Genomic DNA, 14581 nt, shown 5'->3' on the forward strand with positions numbered 1-14581 from the left:
GGAAAAACAGGGCGACCCGCGATGAAGCGGGCCGTCCGTATTCAATCGCCGGTGGCTAAGCCAGTAATCGGCCCGGATCGTAATGAAGGCGCGCACTGACAAAGTCGAGCTTAGCCGGGAATGTCACGAAGCGAGGATGAGCGGCATCTTCATCATCGCCGTCCGGACTGAGGAAGGCGTGAGATGCCGGGAGCGCTTTGTGCTCGCAGATAGCAAAAGCCGGAGCCTGGAATTCAGGGGCCGCAGTTTCGAGGAAGTTTTCAGAGGGCAGTTCGAGAACGCAGATGTCAGGCGCTGGGTCTGCCATGGCGATGGGCGCAGAAGCCATCATCGCAAGGCCAAGCAGCGCCGCACCAATGAAGGAGCGAATGTGCATGGTTGCCTCTATGTTGTGTGATTACCCAAAGAAGAAGGCAGTCGCCGAAGCAACTGCCTTTAAGTTAGCGGCCTACACCTTTGGCGTGCCCCTCGAAAGTGCCAAACATCAAAACTTCAGCAATTCAAATCACTAAAGCAAAATCGCTTGGCGCATTTACCGCTAATACCTGAATCATACTTGTCCGTGCCCCGCTGTCAAGCAGCGCCACGCACTTTTGCCTTGTACGCACTTTGCTAGATCCAGCAGGCGAGACAAAGAATTGTGTGCTTATAACGTATAAGGCGCTTCAGATCACAACTTCTGACTACAATGAAAAAAGAAGCGTTCTGGTCATGACTGCAGAAACTAAGCACGCATACCGAAATTCGCCCCCACTTAATCGACTCGCCACTGAGTGATCCTAGGCGTAAGGTTCGTTTGCTGCCGGGATCTACTTTAGCGTGAAGTTCCGCGGAATAGTTAGTCTTGGTGCCTATTAAGGCGTCCTGAGCGGCCACAGCGATAAAGGAACGCGCAATGCCTGTCGTTACCGTCAATTGCCCTCACTGCAACAAACAGAACAAAATGCACATCGAGGGAGTAAGTTTGAACCAGCAAGTTCAGTGTTCGAACTGCTCGAAAAAACTTGGCCATTTAGATGCCTTGATACGGGCGAAAGGCGCAAATGGCGATGCCGTTGACGGCGCATGACCACCATCACGTGAGGCGATGTACGCGTCAGGCCAACATGCTGTCTCCACGTGACTGTGACGCTAATCTACCCCAGCTAAATAACGTGATCCTGGAGCCCCTATGCGAGAGAGGGAGTGCCCCTCAGCGTTAAGAGCTTGTGCACGTGGATCATTTCTTTCTGCTGAGAGTTTACCCGTTCGATAAGTTTGAATGGGTTTTGTGAATTGTCGAAAAGACCGAAAATTGGAGTAGTTTTGCCGCGCCGCTGGGAGAAAGCCTATTTTGGCCGAGGAGGCAAATTGGGCGACCTAGATGCCTATTTAAGTGCAGAATTTCCTCCCTTCGAGTTCAACACGGATCTTGTTGCCGACGAGCCGAACGAAACTCTCATCGTCTTAGCTCTGTCTACCGATGGAGAGACGGTGAGCGCTGAGGTTTCAGACACCGAGCTCGAAGCTATTTATCAGGCAATTGAAGCTTTCTTTGCGCCTAGCCTATCGCCCTCGAATTGAGCTCTCTTGCGAAACGCCTCACTTCAACGCCCGTTAGCCTAGCCTTCTGATATGTCTCCATTTTAAGCGCGAAAATGCCCCTCGCCTAAAATGGGCCATAGATTTCATAACCTGGTCCCCCCAAACCTGCCCCCTATCAGAGTCCAAGCTCATGCCCTTAAAAACGGTCACTCGCGAACAGCTAACTGAAGTGGCGTATGCAGCTTCCTACGTCGACAGAGATGAAGCGAAAAGCATCGTGAGCCGAGCGATCGAGATGATAGGTAACGCAATCATCGACGATCAGCTTGTTAAGCTAACTTCGTTCGGAACATTCGAGGTGCGCTCCAGGCTGGCGCGCTTGGGACGGAACCCCCGAACACTTGAAACTGCGACAATAGCACCACGTAGAGTAGTGGTTTTCAGGCCGAGCGCCGCCTTACAAAACAAGATCAAAATAGCCCAAAGCAAATAAACCCTACAATTAAACTTAGGGTCATTATCTATTTCACCTCAATACTGCAAAATCATATCCAGTCGCAAATGGCACTACGGCCAAAAACACTGCATCACCTGATAGTGTTCGGCTATCACGCATTTATTGGAACACTTTCCCTATTGGCCCATTGCTGACCGTGCTCAAGAATAGGCACTTATAGGAGGAAGATACCATGGCTAACTCAGACTCAGACAAACGCAATGTTTCTGCCAACGATCAAGCCAAGTCTGGAGATCATGCCAAGCAAGCTGACTCTGGCGTTAAGAACCGTGATGAGAAAGGTTCCGCCGGCAGCGAAAGGAATGACAAGCCTTCTGAAGACACTAAAACGGGCCAGAAACGCAGCTAAACGCTAAATCACAACGGACGGAGGACCCTTGGCCCTCCGCATCTATGGTCTCACAGCTTGCTGAGTGTTTTTAGCCACCATTTTGAGTTTGAAGTGACCTGCTAAATCCTCAAGCGTTGCTAATAGCTCTTCTTTTGCTCGCGACCGCTCTCTCGCCCCCATAGTGCGACTTGTCAGCGGTTGGTCGTGGCAAACCACGCGCTCAATATGGGATGATCTCGTTAGGCCAAGAAACTGTGCCGCGCGGCGGTAGGTTTCTAGCGCGTCTGCAACCGAGAGCGTCAAAACATCCTCCCGCGGCCCGCTGGTGTCCACCTTAACCGCTTCATAGTCCACCGCCCTAGCCCCGCCGATCTGAGCTCGCTCGTATGCGTTGCGATACTTCGCTGCCGCCATGATCTGAAGCTCTGAGACGCCCTCAAGCCGTGCCAGCCCGCCGATGTATTCGACAAGGTTGAACTGGACCATCACCTTGCCAACGTTCGGCCCGGATTTGATCTGACGCTGATGGTAGTATTCCGCGTCACTCATCGAAGGGTCTTGGATCAAGCGAGCGGCGATAATCCGTTTAGCACTCTGCTGGCTCATCGATCTTCCCCTTCGACCTGTTTGCCGCCGTAAAGCATTTTGGCTGTGCCGTAGGAGCCAGGGCCCCACACGTACCAAGCGTGATCTTCGGTTCCGGTTTCGCCATTGCCCGCCCATGAAACTCGGTCGAGCAATGCGATCTTAGCCATGAAGCGAGGATTGTTTTGAAAGAGGTGCCGGCGCGTTTTCCCGAAGTCGAACTTGGCGGTGAGCAGCAAGGCGACCATGCCGTCGCAACGCTCAAGCGCCAGCTCTGCAAACTTCACTGCGTCACGATTTCCCTTGCCGTAGGGAGGATTCGTGATGATCGCACCGAAGAAGTCTGACGGTCCTGCGTGAAAGCCAGCGAGGAAGTCGAAGTTGTTATCATGCACGCGGTCGTAAGTTGCGATATCGGAAGTGAAGACCTTTGCGCCACTTGCCTTCAACACATCAGCCATCATGTGATTACCCGCAGCGGGCTCCCAGACGTGCAAGCCTGCCATCGGGAAGTGACGCAGCAACACTTCCGTTGCCCAAGGCTCTGTCTGATAGAGGTCGTTTGCCTTGCGCTCGAAGTTCGAGGCTATGACGGTCATGCTGCTGCCCTCGCCTGTTCGATTTCTTCGATGCGGAACGTTGCCTTGCCAGACTGCCCAATGAAGACCTTGCGACCACGCAGGCGCTCAACGGCGATGAAGTCGGGATGATCAGGCGGAAGAACGACGAGGCCTTCGGCAGTCGCCGGAACGGGATCGGACTTGAGCGGCAAGGTCAGCGCCTCAACCCATTGACCAGAGCGCAGCCACTTGCCGAGACCAACTCGAAACTCTAGCTGCGACACAGGATCGACCTTGCGGGCCTGGGCGTCTTCGATGTGCCACTGGTGATAACGTTTGGCAGCGACGAGAACGCGGCCATGGCTTTCGACGTCGATGGTCTTGAAGGCAGCTTCTGCCTCTGATTGGTTCGTCATGGGCCGACGTGGGTAAGCATTCCAAACATCATCAAACGAAACCTGCTCGCTTGCTGCGCGCAGCGCGTTACCGGTTCCCTTACTGGTTCTATTACTGGTTAGTGTCTCAGAGCTGTGAGACACGGATACTGCCGATTTTGAGACACGGCTTTCGTCATTTTTGAGACACGGCTCGTCGCTTTTTTCCGTGTCGCAATCTGAGACACGGGCCACAACATCTAGTGGTTCAAAGCCAGCTTCAAACGCTAGCCGATAGCGGGTCGGAAGCTGGCGTCGAGTATCCTTATCGACCTGCTGTTCGCGGCGAATGACGCCCTTCTGCTCGAGCTCAGCGAGGATGCGATTTACCGAAGCGCGACTGACCTCCGCTTCGCTGGCGAGATATTCTTGTGTTGGGTAACAGCCGTGAACAGGGTTGTGACAGTCAGCGAGGTGCCAGAGAACGATCTTCGCGATCGGACGCAGCCCCTTCTGCTTAACAGCCCAGTTCGTTGCGTCGTGGCTCATGGCTGCTGAGCCTCCATGCGCTTCGTGTGCTGCTTTATGCCGTGAAGAACAGTTGTGTGGTCGCGGCCGCCAAGTCGCCGGCCAATCTCGGGCATCGACATCGTAGTCTCCACGCGCATGCGAAACATGGCTTCATGCCGTGCACGGACCGTTGCGCGATCGCGCCTGATACTCATCAGATCAGCCAGATGAATTTCGTACTTCTTGCAGATATCTCGAATGATCACCTTCCATTGCCCGGCCTTAAACAGAGGTGGCTCGGGCAGGCACGGCTCGACTGTCGTCAGCACCGGTGTAACCAGTAAGATGTCTCGTGGTTTGGGAATGGCCTTCTGGCGCGCAACTGGCTTTGCCCTGATCACGCCGAGGCGCACCTTGGCCGCCAGCGCGGCGCTATGCTGGCGCCGTTGTTCAGGCGTCGGCAGTTGGGCATGAGTGCTGAGGTTAAACATGCCCCTGCCCTTTGATGGCCGCGCGCTTGATCGCAGCTTTGACTTTCGCCTGGCTACGGCCAGCTTTCGCTTTCACGAAGGCCTCTAGCTCGGCGTGCATGCACTGCTGCTTACGCTGGTAAGCTTTGGTGGATTGGGCGGGAGCTGACAGGTTCATTCACTTCCCTCCTCGGGGTTAGGTTGGTTTGGCGGCAGTTAGTGGGGGGGCTTACTGCCCCTCACCTGTCTTGAGTTCTGGCGCGATCAAAAGCGCCAAGGTACGCGCTGAGCCCAGCAACGAACGAGCGATAGAAATCCTCATCGCCGCGCTCCAAGAGGGCTTCGGCTCTCGACATGAGTGCATCAATTTCCGCAAGCTCCCTCCTGCCGTGACCGGTCCGTTCGGGGTCATAAACAACTCCAGTGAAATGCTCGATTTTGCGCAATTCAGCAGGGCGGAGAGCAACGCGCTCATCGCCGTACCAACACGTTCTTGTTCTTGAAAAAGACCACCCCAGTTTGCTGGCGGCAAAGCGGATGCGAGCCCCCATGTCGCTAGAGATGGATGGTGGGGCTACAAGTGAGTGCAAAGCATTCTGCACGAATGCGAGCTCAGACATTTCTGAAAACTCCAACGCATAATCTGACAAATCCAACTCCTCTCGTTTCACTGTCCAAAGGCCCCAAGGACGTGGGTACGAGAGGAGACGCGGCGTGGTTGAGATCAGCGATGAATTGAGAAGCAAGCTGATACTCTTGTTTCCCAAGCTGGAGGCCGGTGCCAATGGCTTGGGAAAATCGGACGCGAGCAGCGGAAAGCGCGCTCAGCGAAAAGGGTTGGGCCAGTGCGAGGGAGGAGGAAAACGCACCGGCCCCACGGCTGCGCGGGGGGGAAACGCGAGCCGAATGGGAATAGCTGTCGTTACGACGACGAGGAAAGGCACTCACCTGCGCGTCTATCGCGTGGTGCCCTTGCTGGCAGTCGTGGTTGAGAGCGAGGACCATTAATTGGTCCCGCCGATTGCTGTGAGGATGAAGGCGAAGACGACGACGAGTAGCGTCCACGAGAAGACTGTCGAGGTCAGCATGATGATCGTGTGTTTATGCGATTGCATTTCCGAGCTTCCAGTTCACGGCCGATCAGAGGCAGAAACCGCCCCTGATCAGTGCCGTTTGAGATCAAGCTGTGTAGAAAACCGGAGTGTTGGTCTTGTTCCGCACGTCCTCGCCAATGCGGCGGAATTCATCGCGCTCAAGCTTGTCCAAGCCGGGAACCGCAATGATGAAGGCTATGGTGCCTTTATCCATCCGATAGCGGAGCTTTGCGTCGAGCTGGATCAGTCCGCCGCCTTGGAAGATGGGAACAACGATCTTCACTTCTTGCGGAAGAGCTACCCTGCCGTCGCTGCGCTGACCTTCGCTATCGACCTCTTCATAAGTGATCTGAACAGTGCCGTTTCTGTCGTTTCTTCCCGACTTGAAGCGTACTTCACGGTCAATCTTGAGGTCGTTGATAGCGTCCATCAGGTCTGCCACTGGCGGTTCAGAAATCGTGTGAACCATGTCTTCCAGAAGCTCTGCGAAAGCATGTTGCCCGAGTGGCTGGCCGATTACCTTACGCCACTTGGCATAGTCGAGGTCGAAGGGGCACTGCAGAGTGGCCAGATGCGTCTGCGGCTGCGGCAAGGCGTGGTCGGCCCCTTCCCGAGCGCGGCCATGATAGTCGAGCACTGCAACGATCTGATTTCGCGACAACGACGCCTTACAGATGGCAGTCGAGGTCTTAAACATAGTGATGTAGTCGATGAAGGATGCAGGTTCGACAACAGTCTCCGACTGCGCCACGCGCGCTGGGAGCACAGGGTTCAAGGCCGGTATATTCTGCAGCCTCAAACCGTCCCCGATGAAATAGTAATCATCACCATTGGGGGCCTTCATCGCAGGCGAAAGATACGAAGCCTCAATTGCTTCCAAAGCGACTTCTACGTCGCCGCGTGTAGTTTGTGGGTTGGTCATGTGCCGATTTCCTTAGCTGGCGGTTTTTGCATCGCGGCGGCGATTAAGTTCATCGGCGTCCGAAACGGACGGCATGACCGGCTGGCGAGGATCGCGCCGCGAAAGCTCCCCATCCCCGGTGAGGAACATCAGTGTGGTGACGCGCTCTGGCTTGCTGAGCTTGTGGTTCAGCTCAGGCAAAATCTGCACAGCGCCATTCTTGGTCTTGAACTTGATCTTGATCGTGACTTCGCCGGATCGCTCGTAGTCGTCGTTGAGCGCTGTCAGTATTTCTTCGATTGCGAAGTCTGCATCGGTGAGCAATTGCCCGCGATCAGCTTCGGCGATGATGTTCTGGATAGAACTCAAGATTTCCTCCTATTGAGCCGTTCAGAATTTTCAGAGTGGAATTGCGGGGGCCTAAGCTTCGGCCATCTTGCAGCCAGCGGCAGCGTCGAACACACGGCGGCAGTTCCGCGCTTGTTCAACAGAGCCAGACCAAGCTTGTTTGGGATCGTCGGTGAGAAAGCCGCCCGACCAGTGCAGGAATTTGTCACCGGCCTTAGGGACGACGCGGCGCATGGTCTTGGCCTCGTGGGCAAGCTTCATGCGGGTGCTGCTGGTGCGAATGGCGAGGGTCATGCGTCCACCCGCTCTGGAGCGGTGTTGACGAAGATCTTTGAAAGATCGGGGCGCAGCTCATGGCGTGAGATGCCGGTAACGCGCTCCACATCGATCACCCGATCATGGGGCACCTGCCTCCACTGGGAGATCGCCTGCGACGTGATGTTGCCAAGTGCTTTCGCAAGCCCCGCAGGACCGCCAAGCGCCTCTTTTGCTCGTTCAAGTGCTGTTTCCATAAACGGAATGAAAGCATTTCTTTCACTCCAATGCAAGCATAACTTTCAGTGCGTGAAAGGAGCGCTTTCGCCATTATTCGCTTCATGAAAACCAAAGGCTCTCGAATCCTCGCCGTTCGGCAGAAACTCCAGCTCACGCAAACTGCGTTCGCCGACATGCTTGGCGGCGTAACTCGGGGAGCAGTGGGAAACTGGGAGCGCGATCAGGGTATCAAGGAAGAGAACCTTGAACTGATCAGCGAGCGCACCGGCGTATCTTACGAGTGGCTTGCCACCGGCCGCGGCGACATGGACCCGTCGCAGAACGTGGCGCCGATCCCCCGCCCTTCGAGCCTGGTGCGAATTCCAGACTTGAACCTGTTCGGATCTCTTGGCGGCGGCGGGCTACTGGAAGTCATCAGTGGCGTGGACAACGGCATGCCTACTGATCCCGACCAACTGCGTGGATATTGGACGTTCCCGGAATACATGGTGAGCGCGTTCCGCAATGGACGCGGGGTCTATGCTTGGGAAGTTCGTGGAGACAGCATGGAGCCGACACTTGCTGGCGGTTCGGTAGTATTCGTTGACACGGAACAGAACCAGTTACCGCCAGACGACATATATGCGCTCGATGCGGGGGACGGCCTAGTCGTTAAGCGTCTTCGTCTAGTGCCGCGCACGCCGCATATTGATGTCATTTCGGATAACAACGAACGCTACCCTACTGACCGTCTACTACGGGACGAAGTTCGCGTATATGGACGGATCATAGGTTGGTTTCAGTGGCGAAAATAGCGAAAATGGACAGTCGAACGCATAAGAACTGTCACTAAACGCTGCACCACGCGACGCACCAGATATTGATTCCATTTAATATTTAAGACCGGCATACCCGCACGTCATCGATTGATTGAAGCAGCAATCAAGCACACGCACGCAACACTGTTCAACATCAGCATTGCTAATCCCCCACCATTACCAATAATGACAGTAGTATACGTTGCTGGGGCAGACGATTCTACAAATGACACAATACGACTTTATCCGACTTGATAGGGGCGGACCAACTTACGACGACTTATTGAATGCGTGGCGAGAAGAAGCGGAAGAACTCGGAGAGGATTTCGAAATTTTTTCCGACATTCCGGTCTCGGTTTTTCAACAGATTACCGAAAAAGATGGCCCCAATACAGCGTTGTACGCCGCACAGTCAAATGACGGGAGCTTTGGCGCGGTCTGCATGCTCAATCACGCCAGAATACCTGGTTATGACGGCCCAGTTCTCCGTGTTAGACACATATTGTTATCACCTAAATTTGATCTAACTGACATGCCGCTTTCCGAGTACTCGGACGTTCTCTTCACAATCTTGAGCGGCGTAATAGTTTATTCAGATGATGATGCAACACTGCGCGCCAATCATATTAAGTTCCATTTGCGTAGTCCTGCTGACGTCCAGTTTTTTGCTGCAGTTGGTAAGCAGCTAAGCGGCGCCCAGATTTACCGATCTGTACAGTCGCGTGGTTCGTGGCTATACATCACCAAGGAATGAGGGGATCATGACGATGACTAAAAATGAGATGACACTCAAAATCGCCATTGAACAGGCTATCAACGAAATGGGAATCGATGCTTTCAAGCGAACGTCCTTCTTCATTTCGAACCACGTGATTTCCGCGGATACTCGTAAAGCCGCGTGACTTTTTAAATCACTGCCCACCCCGGGCGGCCTATTGACCCCGCTTCGGCGGGGTTTTTCATTTCAATTAGCCTCGCCCTGACCGGCGAGGCTTTTTCGTATCTGTACATGTGCGACTACCGCGACGCAGTGACTCCACAAGCACTGGAATGAAAGATTTGCTTTCTTTTGTATTGAAAGTGGATGAAAGATATGCTTTCATAACTTCATCAACCGAGCCCGAAGACGCCCCCGGCAGATCGGCTCAATAGGAGGATGAAGAGAATGAACGGACCGCATTTCAGCAAGAACTCCGATCAAGCCGCGAAGGCTGCTGAGCGCTACGAGCAAATGACACCGCCAGCCGCTCGTAGCGGATATGAGCGTATCAATCTGATGATGGATCTGACCGCTGCAGACGGCGTGAACGGCAATCGTCCAATCGATTGGGACCGCCTCATTGCGGCCGACGATTTCAACTTTCTGCACGATATCGGCGGCATCTCGCGCCACGTAGACCGCACCACTGGCCATCTCGGCGGCTGTTTCCTGCCTCGTCACACCCTCCCGCAAGCCGCCTGACCCTTCCTCCCTGCTGATCGCCCTCCCCGGTCAGCAGTCCTGAATGGTTATTTCCAACGAAGGGACGGCGGGGCGAAGTCGGAAGACTGAGCAGCTTAATAGGCACCCGCCGAATTATCGAATGGCCGGCACACGAGGACTACGCACGCATCGCGGCAGCAGCCACCTAACGAACGTTCTTTTCAAGAAACCGTCAGCCGGGCGCCGACCTGAGATCGATCCTGCCGAAAGACAAGCGCGCTCCGATGCAACGCTGGCTTTGGCAGAGGAGATGTTCAACCGCCCACGCCAGCCAGGCGAACTAGGCTTTGCTGGTCCGGTACCGCAGTCAGCCCAAGAGCGCGCCATGGAGAAGATCAAGGACACAGAGGCCCGTCAGGCTGCTGAAGGCAACACCGATCTGAACCACGACAATCTTGAGGGCGGATCATGACGCTCTACTACAGGACTTGCTTCTTACTCACCCACATCGCCGTCACCTTTAGCGCCGCCTTTTGGCTTCGTTTCGGGGCATTTCCTTGGGAGTTGATCTGATGAACTGGCAGCAAAAGCTCGCTGAAGCTCAGGAAAAGACTAAGAGCGCCGACCACGTTTCCAGCTTCGACATCTACAATTTGGCAGCGACACGTCACGCGGACAGCGACCAAGCTATGCGCATCGCTGAACTCTCTTCACACCAAGCGGCCGGCACTGTGCCACCGCCTCTAGTGTTCTCTCGCCCCCAGCCCGACCCGAGCAAATCGGAAGCGCTTGAATGGTCCGGCTACGTCCGCTCGGACTCTCCCTATGAACGCTGGAGATAGTCATGGGCATTAAACCGATCCTATTCTCTGCACCGATGGTCCGATCGCTGCTCGATGGCACGAAGACGCAGACGCGCCGGGTAATCAAGCCGCAGCCGAGTGACTATCAAGGCAACCCCAATCCACCGCGCGGCCAGTCGTGGGTAAACAAAACCCGTGATGAGCCATACATCGCCCTGCACGACGACCAGGTGCACTGGTGTTGGTGGGATGAGTACAATCAGCAAGGTCCTGACTGGTTCAAGCTGCCGATCGCTAAGGGCGACACGCTCTGGGTGCGTGAGACTTGGACTGCCCGCATGACACATGGGTGGACAATCGCCGATGCGCGATCCCGCATGTACCAAGAAGAGATCTTCTACAGAGCTGATAACGTCGAAGCTATCGACGGGTGGTGGCCATCGATCCACATGCCCCGCGAGTTCTCGCGCATTGCCCTCAAGGTCGCAGGCGTCAAAGTTCAGCGGCTGCAGGATATCAGCGAAGAAGATGCAATCGCTGAGGGCATGACGCTGGCCACCGCCGACGCTGTGTTGAACCCAGAAGAACGCGTCCTCTACGCGACAACACACATATTCAGCCCCAATGACCGCGCGCGCTTCCTCTACGCCGCCGTATGGGACCTCATCAACGGCCCCGGCTCTTGGGACGCCAACCCCTTCGTCGCTGCCTACACCTTCACTGTCCACCGCGGAAACGTGGATGCACTCAATGGAGCTGCAGCATGACCAAGAACAAACTTGCTGACCTGAATGACCACCTCTTCGCCCAGCTTGAGCGTCTGTCTGACGAAGATCTCACGCCGGAGCAGATCGAAGTCGAAGCGAAGCGCGGCGCGGCCATTGTCGCTGTTGCTGACAACATCATTCGGAATGCAGACCTGACCTACAAGGCCTCTGTCTTCGTGGCTCAGCACGGCGACCGCTTCCGCCCGGCCCTGTCTGGGCTGATCGGCAAGTCGGTGACGGTGGAGGCCAGCGAAGAATGAAGCGCCGCTCTATCCCCTATTCCGACGCTGAGATGCAGTGGCTTGAGGCCAACCGCATGATGGTGATCAGCGACTATCACCGGGCCTTCGTGGCCATGTTTGGCCGAGACGATGTGTCGGCATTGAACCTGCATGGCCTTCGCAAGCGTAAGGGCTGGAAGACCGGGCGGGAGGGCGACCGATACAAAGGGCGCCACCGCAAGTTTAGCCCCGAAGAGATGGCCTGGCTCAAAGAGAACAGCCTACTGCCGATCAGCGATTACCACCGCGAATTCGTCACAGCCTTCCCGCGTGAAGACGTCCGCCCGCAGAACCTTCACGCCCTGCGCAAGCGCATGGGATGGAAGACTGGCAGGACCGGCCAATTCGCTAAAGGCAATGTCTCGCACAACAAAGGGAAGCGCTGCCCGGACGGTGTAGGCGGGCGTCACCCAAATGCCCGGAAGACCCAGTTCAAGAAGGGCAACATCTCGCACACTTATCGCGGGCCTGGTCATGAGCGCATCGACAGCAAGGACGGCTACGTCGTCCTGATCGTGGATGAAGTGAACCCATGGACCGGCGCAAAGACCCGCCCTGTGCACAAGCACGTCTACCTCTGGGAGCAGATCAACGGTCCGATCCCAAAAGGGCACTGCCTCAAATGCCTGGACGGAAACAAGCTCAATACCGATCCATCAAATTGGGAGTTGATTTCACGCGGCCTGCTACCTCGCCTCAATGGCGGGAAGGCATCTAGGACCATCGCATATGACAGTGCGCCGGCTGAGTTGAAGCCGGCCATCCTGACGGTTGCGAAGATCGATCATGCGATCAAGCAAAAGCGGGAGAAGGCAGCATGACCACCGCACTAGAGCTTTTGAACAAAATTGCTGAGGTATCAAGCGCTGTCGGCTGGCAGTCAAACACGGGCGCCGTTGAAACTGCGGGCCAGATCATATCATGCCTCTATGCTAATCCCGATCAGATTGAGCGCTTCATTACCGAAGGCACAGGCTTGTTCTTCGACGGCACCTTCGCCTTTGAGAATGGCAGTTTGACCTGGCACGCAACTGACGGCCGAGTGATTTCTCCCAGCGAGTACCGCGCCGCCAAGGGGCTGCAGCAATGAGGAAGCCAAATCAAACCGAACGCAACGCGCTCGCAATGGTGCAGCGCTGCGGCGGTTCGTACTGCCCAAGCCAAGACGCGTGCACTGAACCCTTCATCATGGACACCCTCAACGGCCTAGTCCGCAAGAAATTCCTCTCTGTTTCAGCTGAAGATGGCGCACCGCCAATGTTCAAGCTGACAGCGTATGGCGAGCGGGAGGCACTCAATGGCTAGATCCAAACGCTACGAGTTCAGCAAAGGAACCAAGCGCGAAGCACGCCACCGCTCTCAGGATCTGTGTGAGGCTGTCGGTGAAGTCTATGGCCTTCCGCCAGGACAGCGATGCAATGCGCCACTAAGCGCGGGTGTTGAATACGATCACTACCCTGCCCCAGCAACTGACAAGGGTAGCGACACGCTGGAGAACTGCGTGGCTACCTGCAAAACCTGCCACCGCTTCAAAACCAGTTCGTTCGACGTGCCAATGCAGGCAAAGGCCAAGCGCGTCTCGGACAAGCATCTTGGCATTCGCCCACACTCCAAATGGGCCTCCCGCCCTCTTGGCAGCGGCAACAACCAACGCTCAGCAACCCGCCCTCTCATCAGGAAGAGTGAACAGGTATGACCGACAAGATCGACAACGAAGACCTTCTGACTTGCGAACATTGCGGCAAGTCATTCCCCGGCACCGAGCCGCACTACGCCTTCTCGGATGGACCATGGCTGTGCGAAGAGCACGCGCCGTCCTTATCGGACGCGATAGCTCAGCATGAGCAGTTCCTTGCTTATGGCGAGAATGATCCGGTCGATTTCGATTACGAAACCCGAGAGGACATGGAGGCCGCGCTTGCTGACATGAAGGCCGACCTCGACGCTAACGGCGACCGCAAACTGGTTTGGGCTGATGAGGTGGCGGCATGACCGACAAGGCAAACGCACTCTCACAGCTTGCGGACAAGCTCTCTTACCGCGTCGAGAACCCATCGGCATGGCCAGAGGGCTTTGATCAGGCAGGTTCAGACCTATTCCGTGAAGCCGCCACGACGATCCGGGCTTTTGCTACCGCCTCCAATCCATTGCAGTCAGTGCTGGATAGGTTTCCGGGCGGGGAAGCAGCTTTCAACGCAGTGCTGCAATGCCCGCACGAAGTTGACGCCGAAAAGGTTATCCTCAAGGCCGGCCATTCGAAGCCGGGCAACGCCCTAGCGCAGCTTCACGCCCGCCTCTCCGCCCTCGAAACCACACCTGCACCAGTGAGTGAGATCACTGAGGAGATGGTGGAGCGTCTTTGTTTTGCTGCGGCTAAATACGCGCCAGCATGTGGCGGAAACTACAGCCGTGCACTTTTTCACACCCCGGAGGCGGCAGCTCTCCGCCGCGTCCTCACAGCAGCTATGGGAGGTGGGCCAGCGCGACAAGCCTCTCAGGCCGCGCGCGACGTGCTGAGTGAACGCCAGCGGCAGATGAGCGCCGAAGGCTGGGCGACAGAGCACGACGACGCTCACACCAACGGAGAACTTGCAACGGCGGCTGGGTGTTACGCTCTTGGCGATAAGCTGACGATGCGCGAGGTGGATGGACCGGGTACGATTGTGGCTCCGGTGCAGTGGCCTTGGTTTGGTTGCTGGTGGAAGCCCAAGACCCGCCGCCAAGACCTTGTCCGCGCTGGCGCCCTCATCATAGCTGAAATCGAACGTCTCGACCGCTCAGCAGCTATAAGAGGTGAGTGA

At 55.8% G+C, this 14581-nt stretch carries 28 protein-coding genes; 17 read left to right on the forward strand and 11 right to left on the reverse strand.

Going from position 1 to position 14581, the window contains the following annotated elements; translation table 11 throughout:
- Positions 1-55 precede the first annotated feature (55 nt).
- Positions 56-376, reverse strand: coding sequence for a hypothetical protein (locus JHL21_RS02560; protein WP_200211756.1), 321 nt, complete (start codon positions 374-376; stop codon positions 56-58).
- A gap of 974 nt (positions 377-1350) precedes the next feature.
- Here JHL21_RS02560 and JHL21_RS02565 point away from each other — a divergent pair.
- The 3 genes from JHL21_RS02565 to JHL21_RS02575 all read left to right on the forward strand — a co-directional run bounded on the left by JHL21_RS02565 (position 1351) and on the right by JHL21_RS02575 (position 2390).
- Entirely contained in the window at positions 1351-1563 is a 213-nt protein-coding gene (locus JHL21_RS02565; RefSeq protein WP_200211757.1) for a hypothetical protein, read from the forward strand.
- 151 nt (positions 1564-1714) lie between these two features.
- Positions 1715-2017, forward strand: a complete 303-nt coding sequence (locus tag JHL21_RS17950) for an HU family DNA-binding protein (protein WP_200211758.1) — start codon at positions 1715-1717, stop codon at positions 2015-2017.
- 196 nt (positions 2018-2213) lie between these two features.
- The gene (locus JHL21_RS02575) at positions 2214-2390 is read left to right on the forward strand and encodes a hypothetical protein (RefSeq protein WP_200211759.1); all 177 of its coding nucleotides are present in this window, start codon (positions 2214-2216) and stop codon (positions 2388-2390) included.
- A gap of 42 nt (positions 2391-2432) precedes the next feature.
- On the opposite strand, the gene JHL21_RS02580 is transcribed toward JHL21_RS02575, so the two are convergent.
- The 10 genes from JHL21_RS02580 to JHL21_RS02625 all read right to left on the reverse strand — a co-directional run bounded on the left by JHL21_RS02580 (position 2433) and on the right by JHL21_RS02625 (position 7726).
- Positions 2433-2978: a hypothetical protein gene (locus JHL21_RS02580; RefSeq protein WP_200211760.1), complete on the reverse strand. Its 546-nt coding sequence runs from the start codon at positions 2976-2978 to the stop codon at positions 2433-2435.
- The gene (locus tag JHL21_RS02585; protein WP_200211761.1) at positions 2975-3556 is read right to left on the reverse strand and encodes a hypothetical protein; all 582 of its coding nucleotides are present in this window, start codon (positions 3554-3556) and stop codon (positions 2975-2977) included. Before JHL21_RS02585 ends, JHL21_RS02580 begins: the two co-directional genes overlap by 4 nt.
- The gene (locus tag JHL21_RS02590; RefSeq protein WP_200211763.1) at positions 3553-4440 is read right to left on the reverse strand and encodes a helix-turn-helix domain-containing protein; all 888 of its coding nucleotides are present in this window, start codon (positions 4438-4440) and stop codon (positions 3553-3555) included. Before JHL21_RS02590 ends, JHL21_RS02585 begins: the two co-directional genes overlap by 4 nt.
- On the reverse strand, positions 4437-4892 hold the full coding sequence (locus tag JHL21_RS02595; protein WP_200211764.1) for a helix-turn-helix domain-containing protein: 456 nt from the start codon (positions 4890-4892) through the stop codon (positions 4437-4439). Before JHL21_RS02595 ends, JHL21_RS02590 begins: the two co-directional genes overlap by 4 nt.
- Positions 4885-5049: a hypothetical protein gene (locus tag JHL21_RS02600; protein WP_182395439.1), complete on the reverse strand. Its 165-nt coding sequence runs from the start codon at positions 5047-5049 to the stop codon at positions 4885-4887. The genes JHL21_RS02595 and JHL21_RS02600 overlap by 8 nt, the downstream gene beginning before the upstream one ends.
- A gap of 61 nt (positions 5050-5110) precedes the next feature.
- Positions 5111-5527 carry a hypothetical protein gene (locus JHL21_RS02605; protein WP_254081899.1) on the reverse strand — a complete coding sequence of 139 codons (417 nt, stop codon included), beginning with the start codon at positions 5525-5527 and terminating at the stop codon, positions 5111-5113.
- A gap of 523 nt (positions 5528-6050) precedes the next feature.
- Positions 6051-6887, reverse strand: coding sequence for a DUF2303 family protein (locus JHL21_RS02610; protein WP_200211765.1), 837 nt, complete (start codon positions 6885-6887; stop codon positions 6051-6053).
- Positions 6888-6899: 12 nt separating this feature from the next.
- Complete coding sequence (locus JHL21_RS02615) at positions 6900-7235, reverse strand: hypothetical protein (protein ID WP_200211766.1); 336 nt, start codon at positions 7233-7235, stop codon at positions 6900-6902.
- 51 nt (positions 7236-7286) lie between these two features.
- Positions 7287-7508, reverse strand: a complete 222-nt coding sequence (locus JHL21_RS02620; protein ID WP_200211767.1) for a hypothetical protein — start codon at positions 7506-7508, stop codon at positions 7287-7289.
- The gene (locus JHL21_RS02625) at positions 7505-7726 is read right to left on the reverse strand and encodes a Cro/CI family transcriptional regulator (protein ID WP_200211770.1); all 222 of its coding nucleotides are present in this window, start codon (positions 7724-7726) and stop codon (positions 7505-7507) included. Before JHL21_RS02625 ends, JHL21_RS02620 begins: the two co-directional genes overlap by 4 nt.
- 48 nt (positions 7727-7774) lie before the next feature.
- Here JHL21_RS02625 and JHL21_RS02630 point away from each other — a divergent pair, with 48 nt between their 5' ends.
- From JHL21_RS02630 to JHL21_RS17665, 14 genes are all read left to right on the forward strand, one after another.
- A complete protein-coding gene (locus JHL21_RS02630; protein WP_200211771.1) occupies positions 7775-8503 on the forward strand; it encodes an XRE family transcriptional regulator in 729 nt (242 codons plus the stop codon).
- Positions 8504-8732: 229 nt separating this feature from the next.
- Entirely contained in the window at positions 8733-9260 is a 528-nt protein-coding gene (locus JHL21_RS02635; protein ID WP_200211772.1) for a hypothetical protein, read from the forward strand.
- Between the two features lie 7 nt (positions 9261-9267).
- Positions 9268-9408: a hypothetical protein gene (locus JHL21_RS02640; protein WP_200211773.1), complete on the forward strand. Its 141-nt coding sequence runs from the start codon at positions 9268-9270 to the stop codon at positions 9406-9408.
- A gap of 263 nt (positions 9409-9671) precedes the next feature.
- Positions 9672-9968, forward strand: a complete 297-nt coding sequence (locus JHL21_RS02645) for a hypothetical protein (protein WP_200211774.1) — start codon at positions 9672-9674, stop codon at positions 9966-9968.
- 271 nt (positions 9969-10239) lie between these two features.
- Positions 10240-10401 carry a hypothetical protein gene (locus tag JHL21_RS02650; RefSeq protein WP_200211776.1) on the forward strand — a complete coding sequence of 54 codons (162 nt, stop codon included), beginning with the start codon at positions 10240-10242 and terminating at the stop codon, positions 10399-10401.
- Positions 10402-10501: 100 nt separating this feature from the next.
- Positions 10502-10771, forward strand: coding sequence for a hypothetical protein (locus tag JHL21_RS02655; RefSeq protein ID WP_200211777.1), 270 nt, complete (start codon positions 10502-10504; stop codon positions 10769-10771).
- 2 nt (positions 10772-10773) lie between these two features.
- Positions 10774-11499 (forward strand): hypothetical protein, encoded by a 726-nt coding sequence (locus JHL21_RS02660; protein ID WP_200211778.1) that lies wholly within the window; start codon positions 10774-10776, stop codon positions 11497-11499.
- The gene (locus JHL21_RS02665; protein ID WP_200211779.1) at positions 11496-11759 is read left to right on the forward strand and encodes a hypothetical protein; all 264 of its coding nucleotides are present in this window, start codon (positions 11496-11498) and stop codon (positions 11757-11759) included. The genes JHL21_RS02660 and JHL21_RS02665 overlap by 4 nt, the downstream gene beginning before the upstream one ends.
- Entirely contained in the window at positions 11756-12601 is an 846-nt protein-coding gene (locus tag JHL21_RS02670) for an HNH endonuclease (protein ID WP_200211780.1), read from the forward strand. Before JHL21_RS02665 ends, JHL21_RS02670 begins: the two co-directional genes overlap by 4 nt.
- Complete coding sequence (locus tag JHL21_RS02675; RefSeq protein WP_200211782.1) at positions 12598-12870, forward strand: hypothetical protein; 273 nt, start codon at positions 12598-12600, stop codon at positions 12868-12870. Before JHL21_RS02670 ends, JHL21_RS02675 begins: the two co-directional genes overlap by 4 nt.
- Positions 12867-13085 (forward strand): hypothetical protein, encoded by a 219-nt coding sequence (locus JHL21_RS02680; protein ID WP_200211783.1) that lies wholly within the window; start codon positions 12867-12869, stop codon positions 13083-13085. The genes JHL21_RS02675 and JHL21_RS02680 overlap by 4 nt, the downstream gene beginning before the upstream one ends.
- A complete protein-coding gene (locus JHL21_RS02685; protein WP_200211784.1) occupies positions 13078-13476 on the forward strand; it encodes an HNH endonuclease in 399 nt (132 codons plus the stop codon). The genes JHL21_RS02680 and JHL21_RS02685 overlap by 8 nt, the downstream gene beginning before the upstream one ends.
- Complete coding sequence (locus JHL21_RS02690; protein WP_200211785.1) at positions 13473-13772, forward strand: hypothetical protein; 300 nt, start codon at positions 13473-13475, stop codon at positions 13770-13772. The genes JHL21_RS02685 and JHL21_RS02690 overlap by 4 nt, the downstream gene beginning before the upstream one ends.
- Positions 13769-14581, forward strand: coding sequence for a hypothetical protein (locus JHL21_RS17665; protein ID WP_200211786.1), 813 nt, complete (start codon positions 13769-13771; stop codon positions 14579-14581). Before JHL21_RS02690 ends, JHL21_RS17665 begins: the two co-directional genes overlap by 4 nt.

Source organism: Devosia sp. WQ 349K1, from assembly GCF_016595685.1.
Classification (GTDB): Bacteria; Pseudomonadota; Alphaproteobacteria; order Rhizobiales; family Devosiaceae; genus Devosia.

What these genes read in the sequence shown, in the direction of transcription:
- JHL21_RS02665 (WP_200211779.1), top strand. Translation starts at nt 11,496, where the DNA reads ATGACCAAGAACAAACTTGCTGACCTGAATGACCACCTCTTCGCCCAG.
- JHL21_RS02585 (WP_200211761.1), bottom strand. Translation starts at nt 3,556, where the DNA reads ATGACCGTCATAGCCTCGAACTTCGAGCGCAAGGCAAACGACCTCTAT.
- JHL21_RS02635 (WP_200211772.1), top strand. Translation starts at nt 8,733, where the DNA reads ATGACACAATACGACTTTATCCGACTTGATAGGGGCGGACCAACTTAC.
- JHL21_RS02645 (WP_200211774.1), top strand. Translation starts at nt 9,672, where the DNA reads ATGAACGGACCGCATTTCAGCAAGAACTCCGATCAAGCCGCGAAGGCT.
- JHL21_RS17665 (WP_200211786.1), top strand. Translation starts at nt 13,769, where the DNA reads ATGACCGACAAGGCAAACGCACTCTCACAGCTTGCGGACAAGCTCTCT.
- JHL21_RS02675 (WP_200211782.1), top strand. Translation starts at nt 12,598, where the DNA reads ATGACCACCGCACTAGAGCTTTTGAACAAAATTGCTGAGGTATCAAGC.
- JHL21_RS02685 (WP_200211784.1), top strand. Translation starts at nt 13,078, where the DNA reads ATGGCTAGATCCAAACGCTACGAGTTCAGCAAAGGAACCAAGCGCGAA.
- JHL21_RS02575 (WP_200211759.1), top strand. Translation starts at nt 2,214, where the DNA reads ATGGCTAACTCAGACTCAGACAAACGCAATGTTTCTGCCAACGATCAA.
- JHL21_RS02580 (WP_200211760.1), bottom strand. Translation starts at nt 2,978, where the DNA reads ATGAGCCAGCAGAGTGCTAAACGGATTATCGCCGCTCGCTTGATCCAA.
- JHL21_RS02655 (WP_200211777.1), top strand. Translation starts at nt 10,502, where the DNA reads ATGAACTGGCAGCAAAAGCTCGCTGAAGCTCAGGAAAAGACTAAGAGC.
- JHL21_RS02680 (WP_200211783.1), top strand. Translation starts at nt 12,867, where the DNA reads ATGAGGAAGCCAAATCAAACCGAACGCAACGCGCTCGCAATGGTGCAG.
- JHL21_RS02670 (WP_200211780.1), top strand. Translation starts at nt 11,756, where the DNA reads ATGAAGCGCCGCTCTATCCCCTATTCCGACGCTGAGATGCAGTGGCTT.
- JHL21_RS02600 (WP_182395439.1), bottom strand. Translation starts at nt 5,049, where the DNA reads ATGAACCTGTCAGCTCCCGCCCAATCCACCAAAGCTTACCAGCGTAAG.
- JHL21_RS02660 (WP_200211778.1), top strand. Translation starts at nt 10,774, where the DNA reads ATGGGCATTAAACCGATCCTATTCTCTGCACCGATGGTCCGATCGCTG.
- JHL21_RS02590 (WP_200211763.1), bottom strand. Translation starts at nt 4,440, where the DNA reads ATGAGCCACGACGCAACGAACTGGGCTGTTAAGCAGAAGGGGCTGCGT.
- JHL21_RS02640 (WP_200211773.1), top strand. Translation starts at nt 9,268, where the DNA reads ATGACGATGACTAAAAATGAGATGACACTCAAAATCGCCATTGAACAG.
- JHL21_RS02625 (WP_200211770.1), bottom strand. Translation starts at nt 7,726, where the DNA reads ATGGAAACAGCACTTGAACGAGCAAAAGAGGCGCTTGGCGGTCCTGCG.
- JHL21_RS02610 (WP_200211765.1), bottom strand. Translation starts at nt 6,887, where the DNA reads ATGACCAACCCACAAACTACACGCGGCGACGTAGAAGTCGCTTTGGAA.
- JHL21_RS02560 (WP_200211756.1), bottom strand. Translation starts at nt 376, where the DNA reads ATGCACATTCGCTCCTTCATTGGTGCGGCGCTGCTTGGCCTTGCGATG.
- JHL21_RS02620 (WP_200211767.1), bottom strand. Translation starts at nt 7,508, where the DNA reads ATGACCCTCGCCATTCGCACCAGCAGCACCCGCATGAAGCTTGCCCAC.
- JHL21_RS17950 (WP_200211758.1), top strand. Translation starts at nt 1,715, where the DNA reads ATGCCCTTAAAAACGGTCACTCGCGAACAGCTAACTGAAGTGGCGTAT.
- JHL21_RS02650 (WP_200211776.1), top strand. Translation starts at nt 10,240, where the DNA reads ATGTTCAACCGCCCACGCCAGCCAGGCGAACTAGGCTTTGCTGGTCCG.
- JHL21_RS02595 (WP_200211764.1), bottom strand. Translation starts at nt 4,892, where the DNA reads ATGTTTAACCTCAGCACTCATGCCCAACTGCCGACGCCTGAACAACGG.
- JHL21_RS02690 (WP_200211785.1), top strand. Translation starts at nt 13,473, where the DNA reads ATGACCGACAAGATCGACAACGAAGACCTTCTGACTTGCGAACATTGC.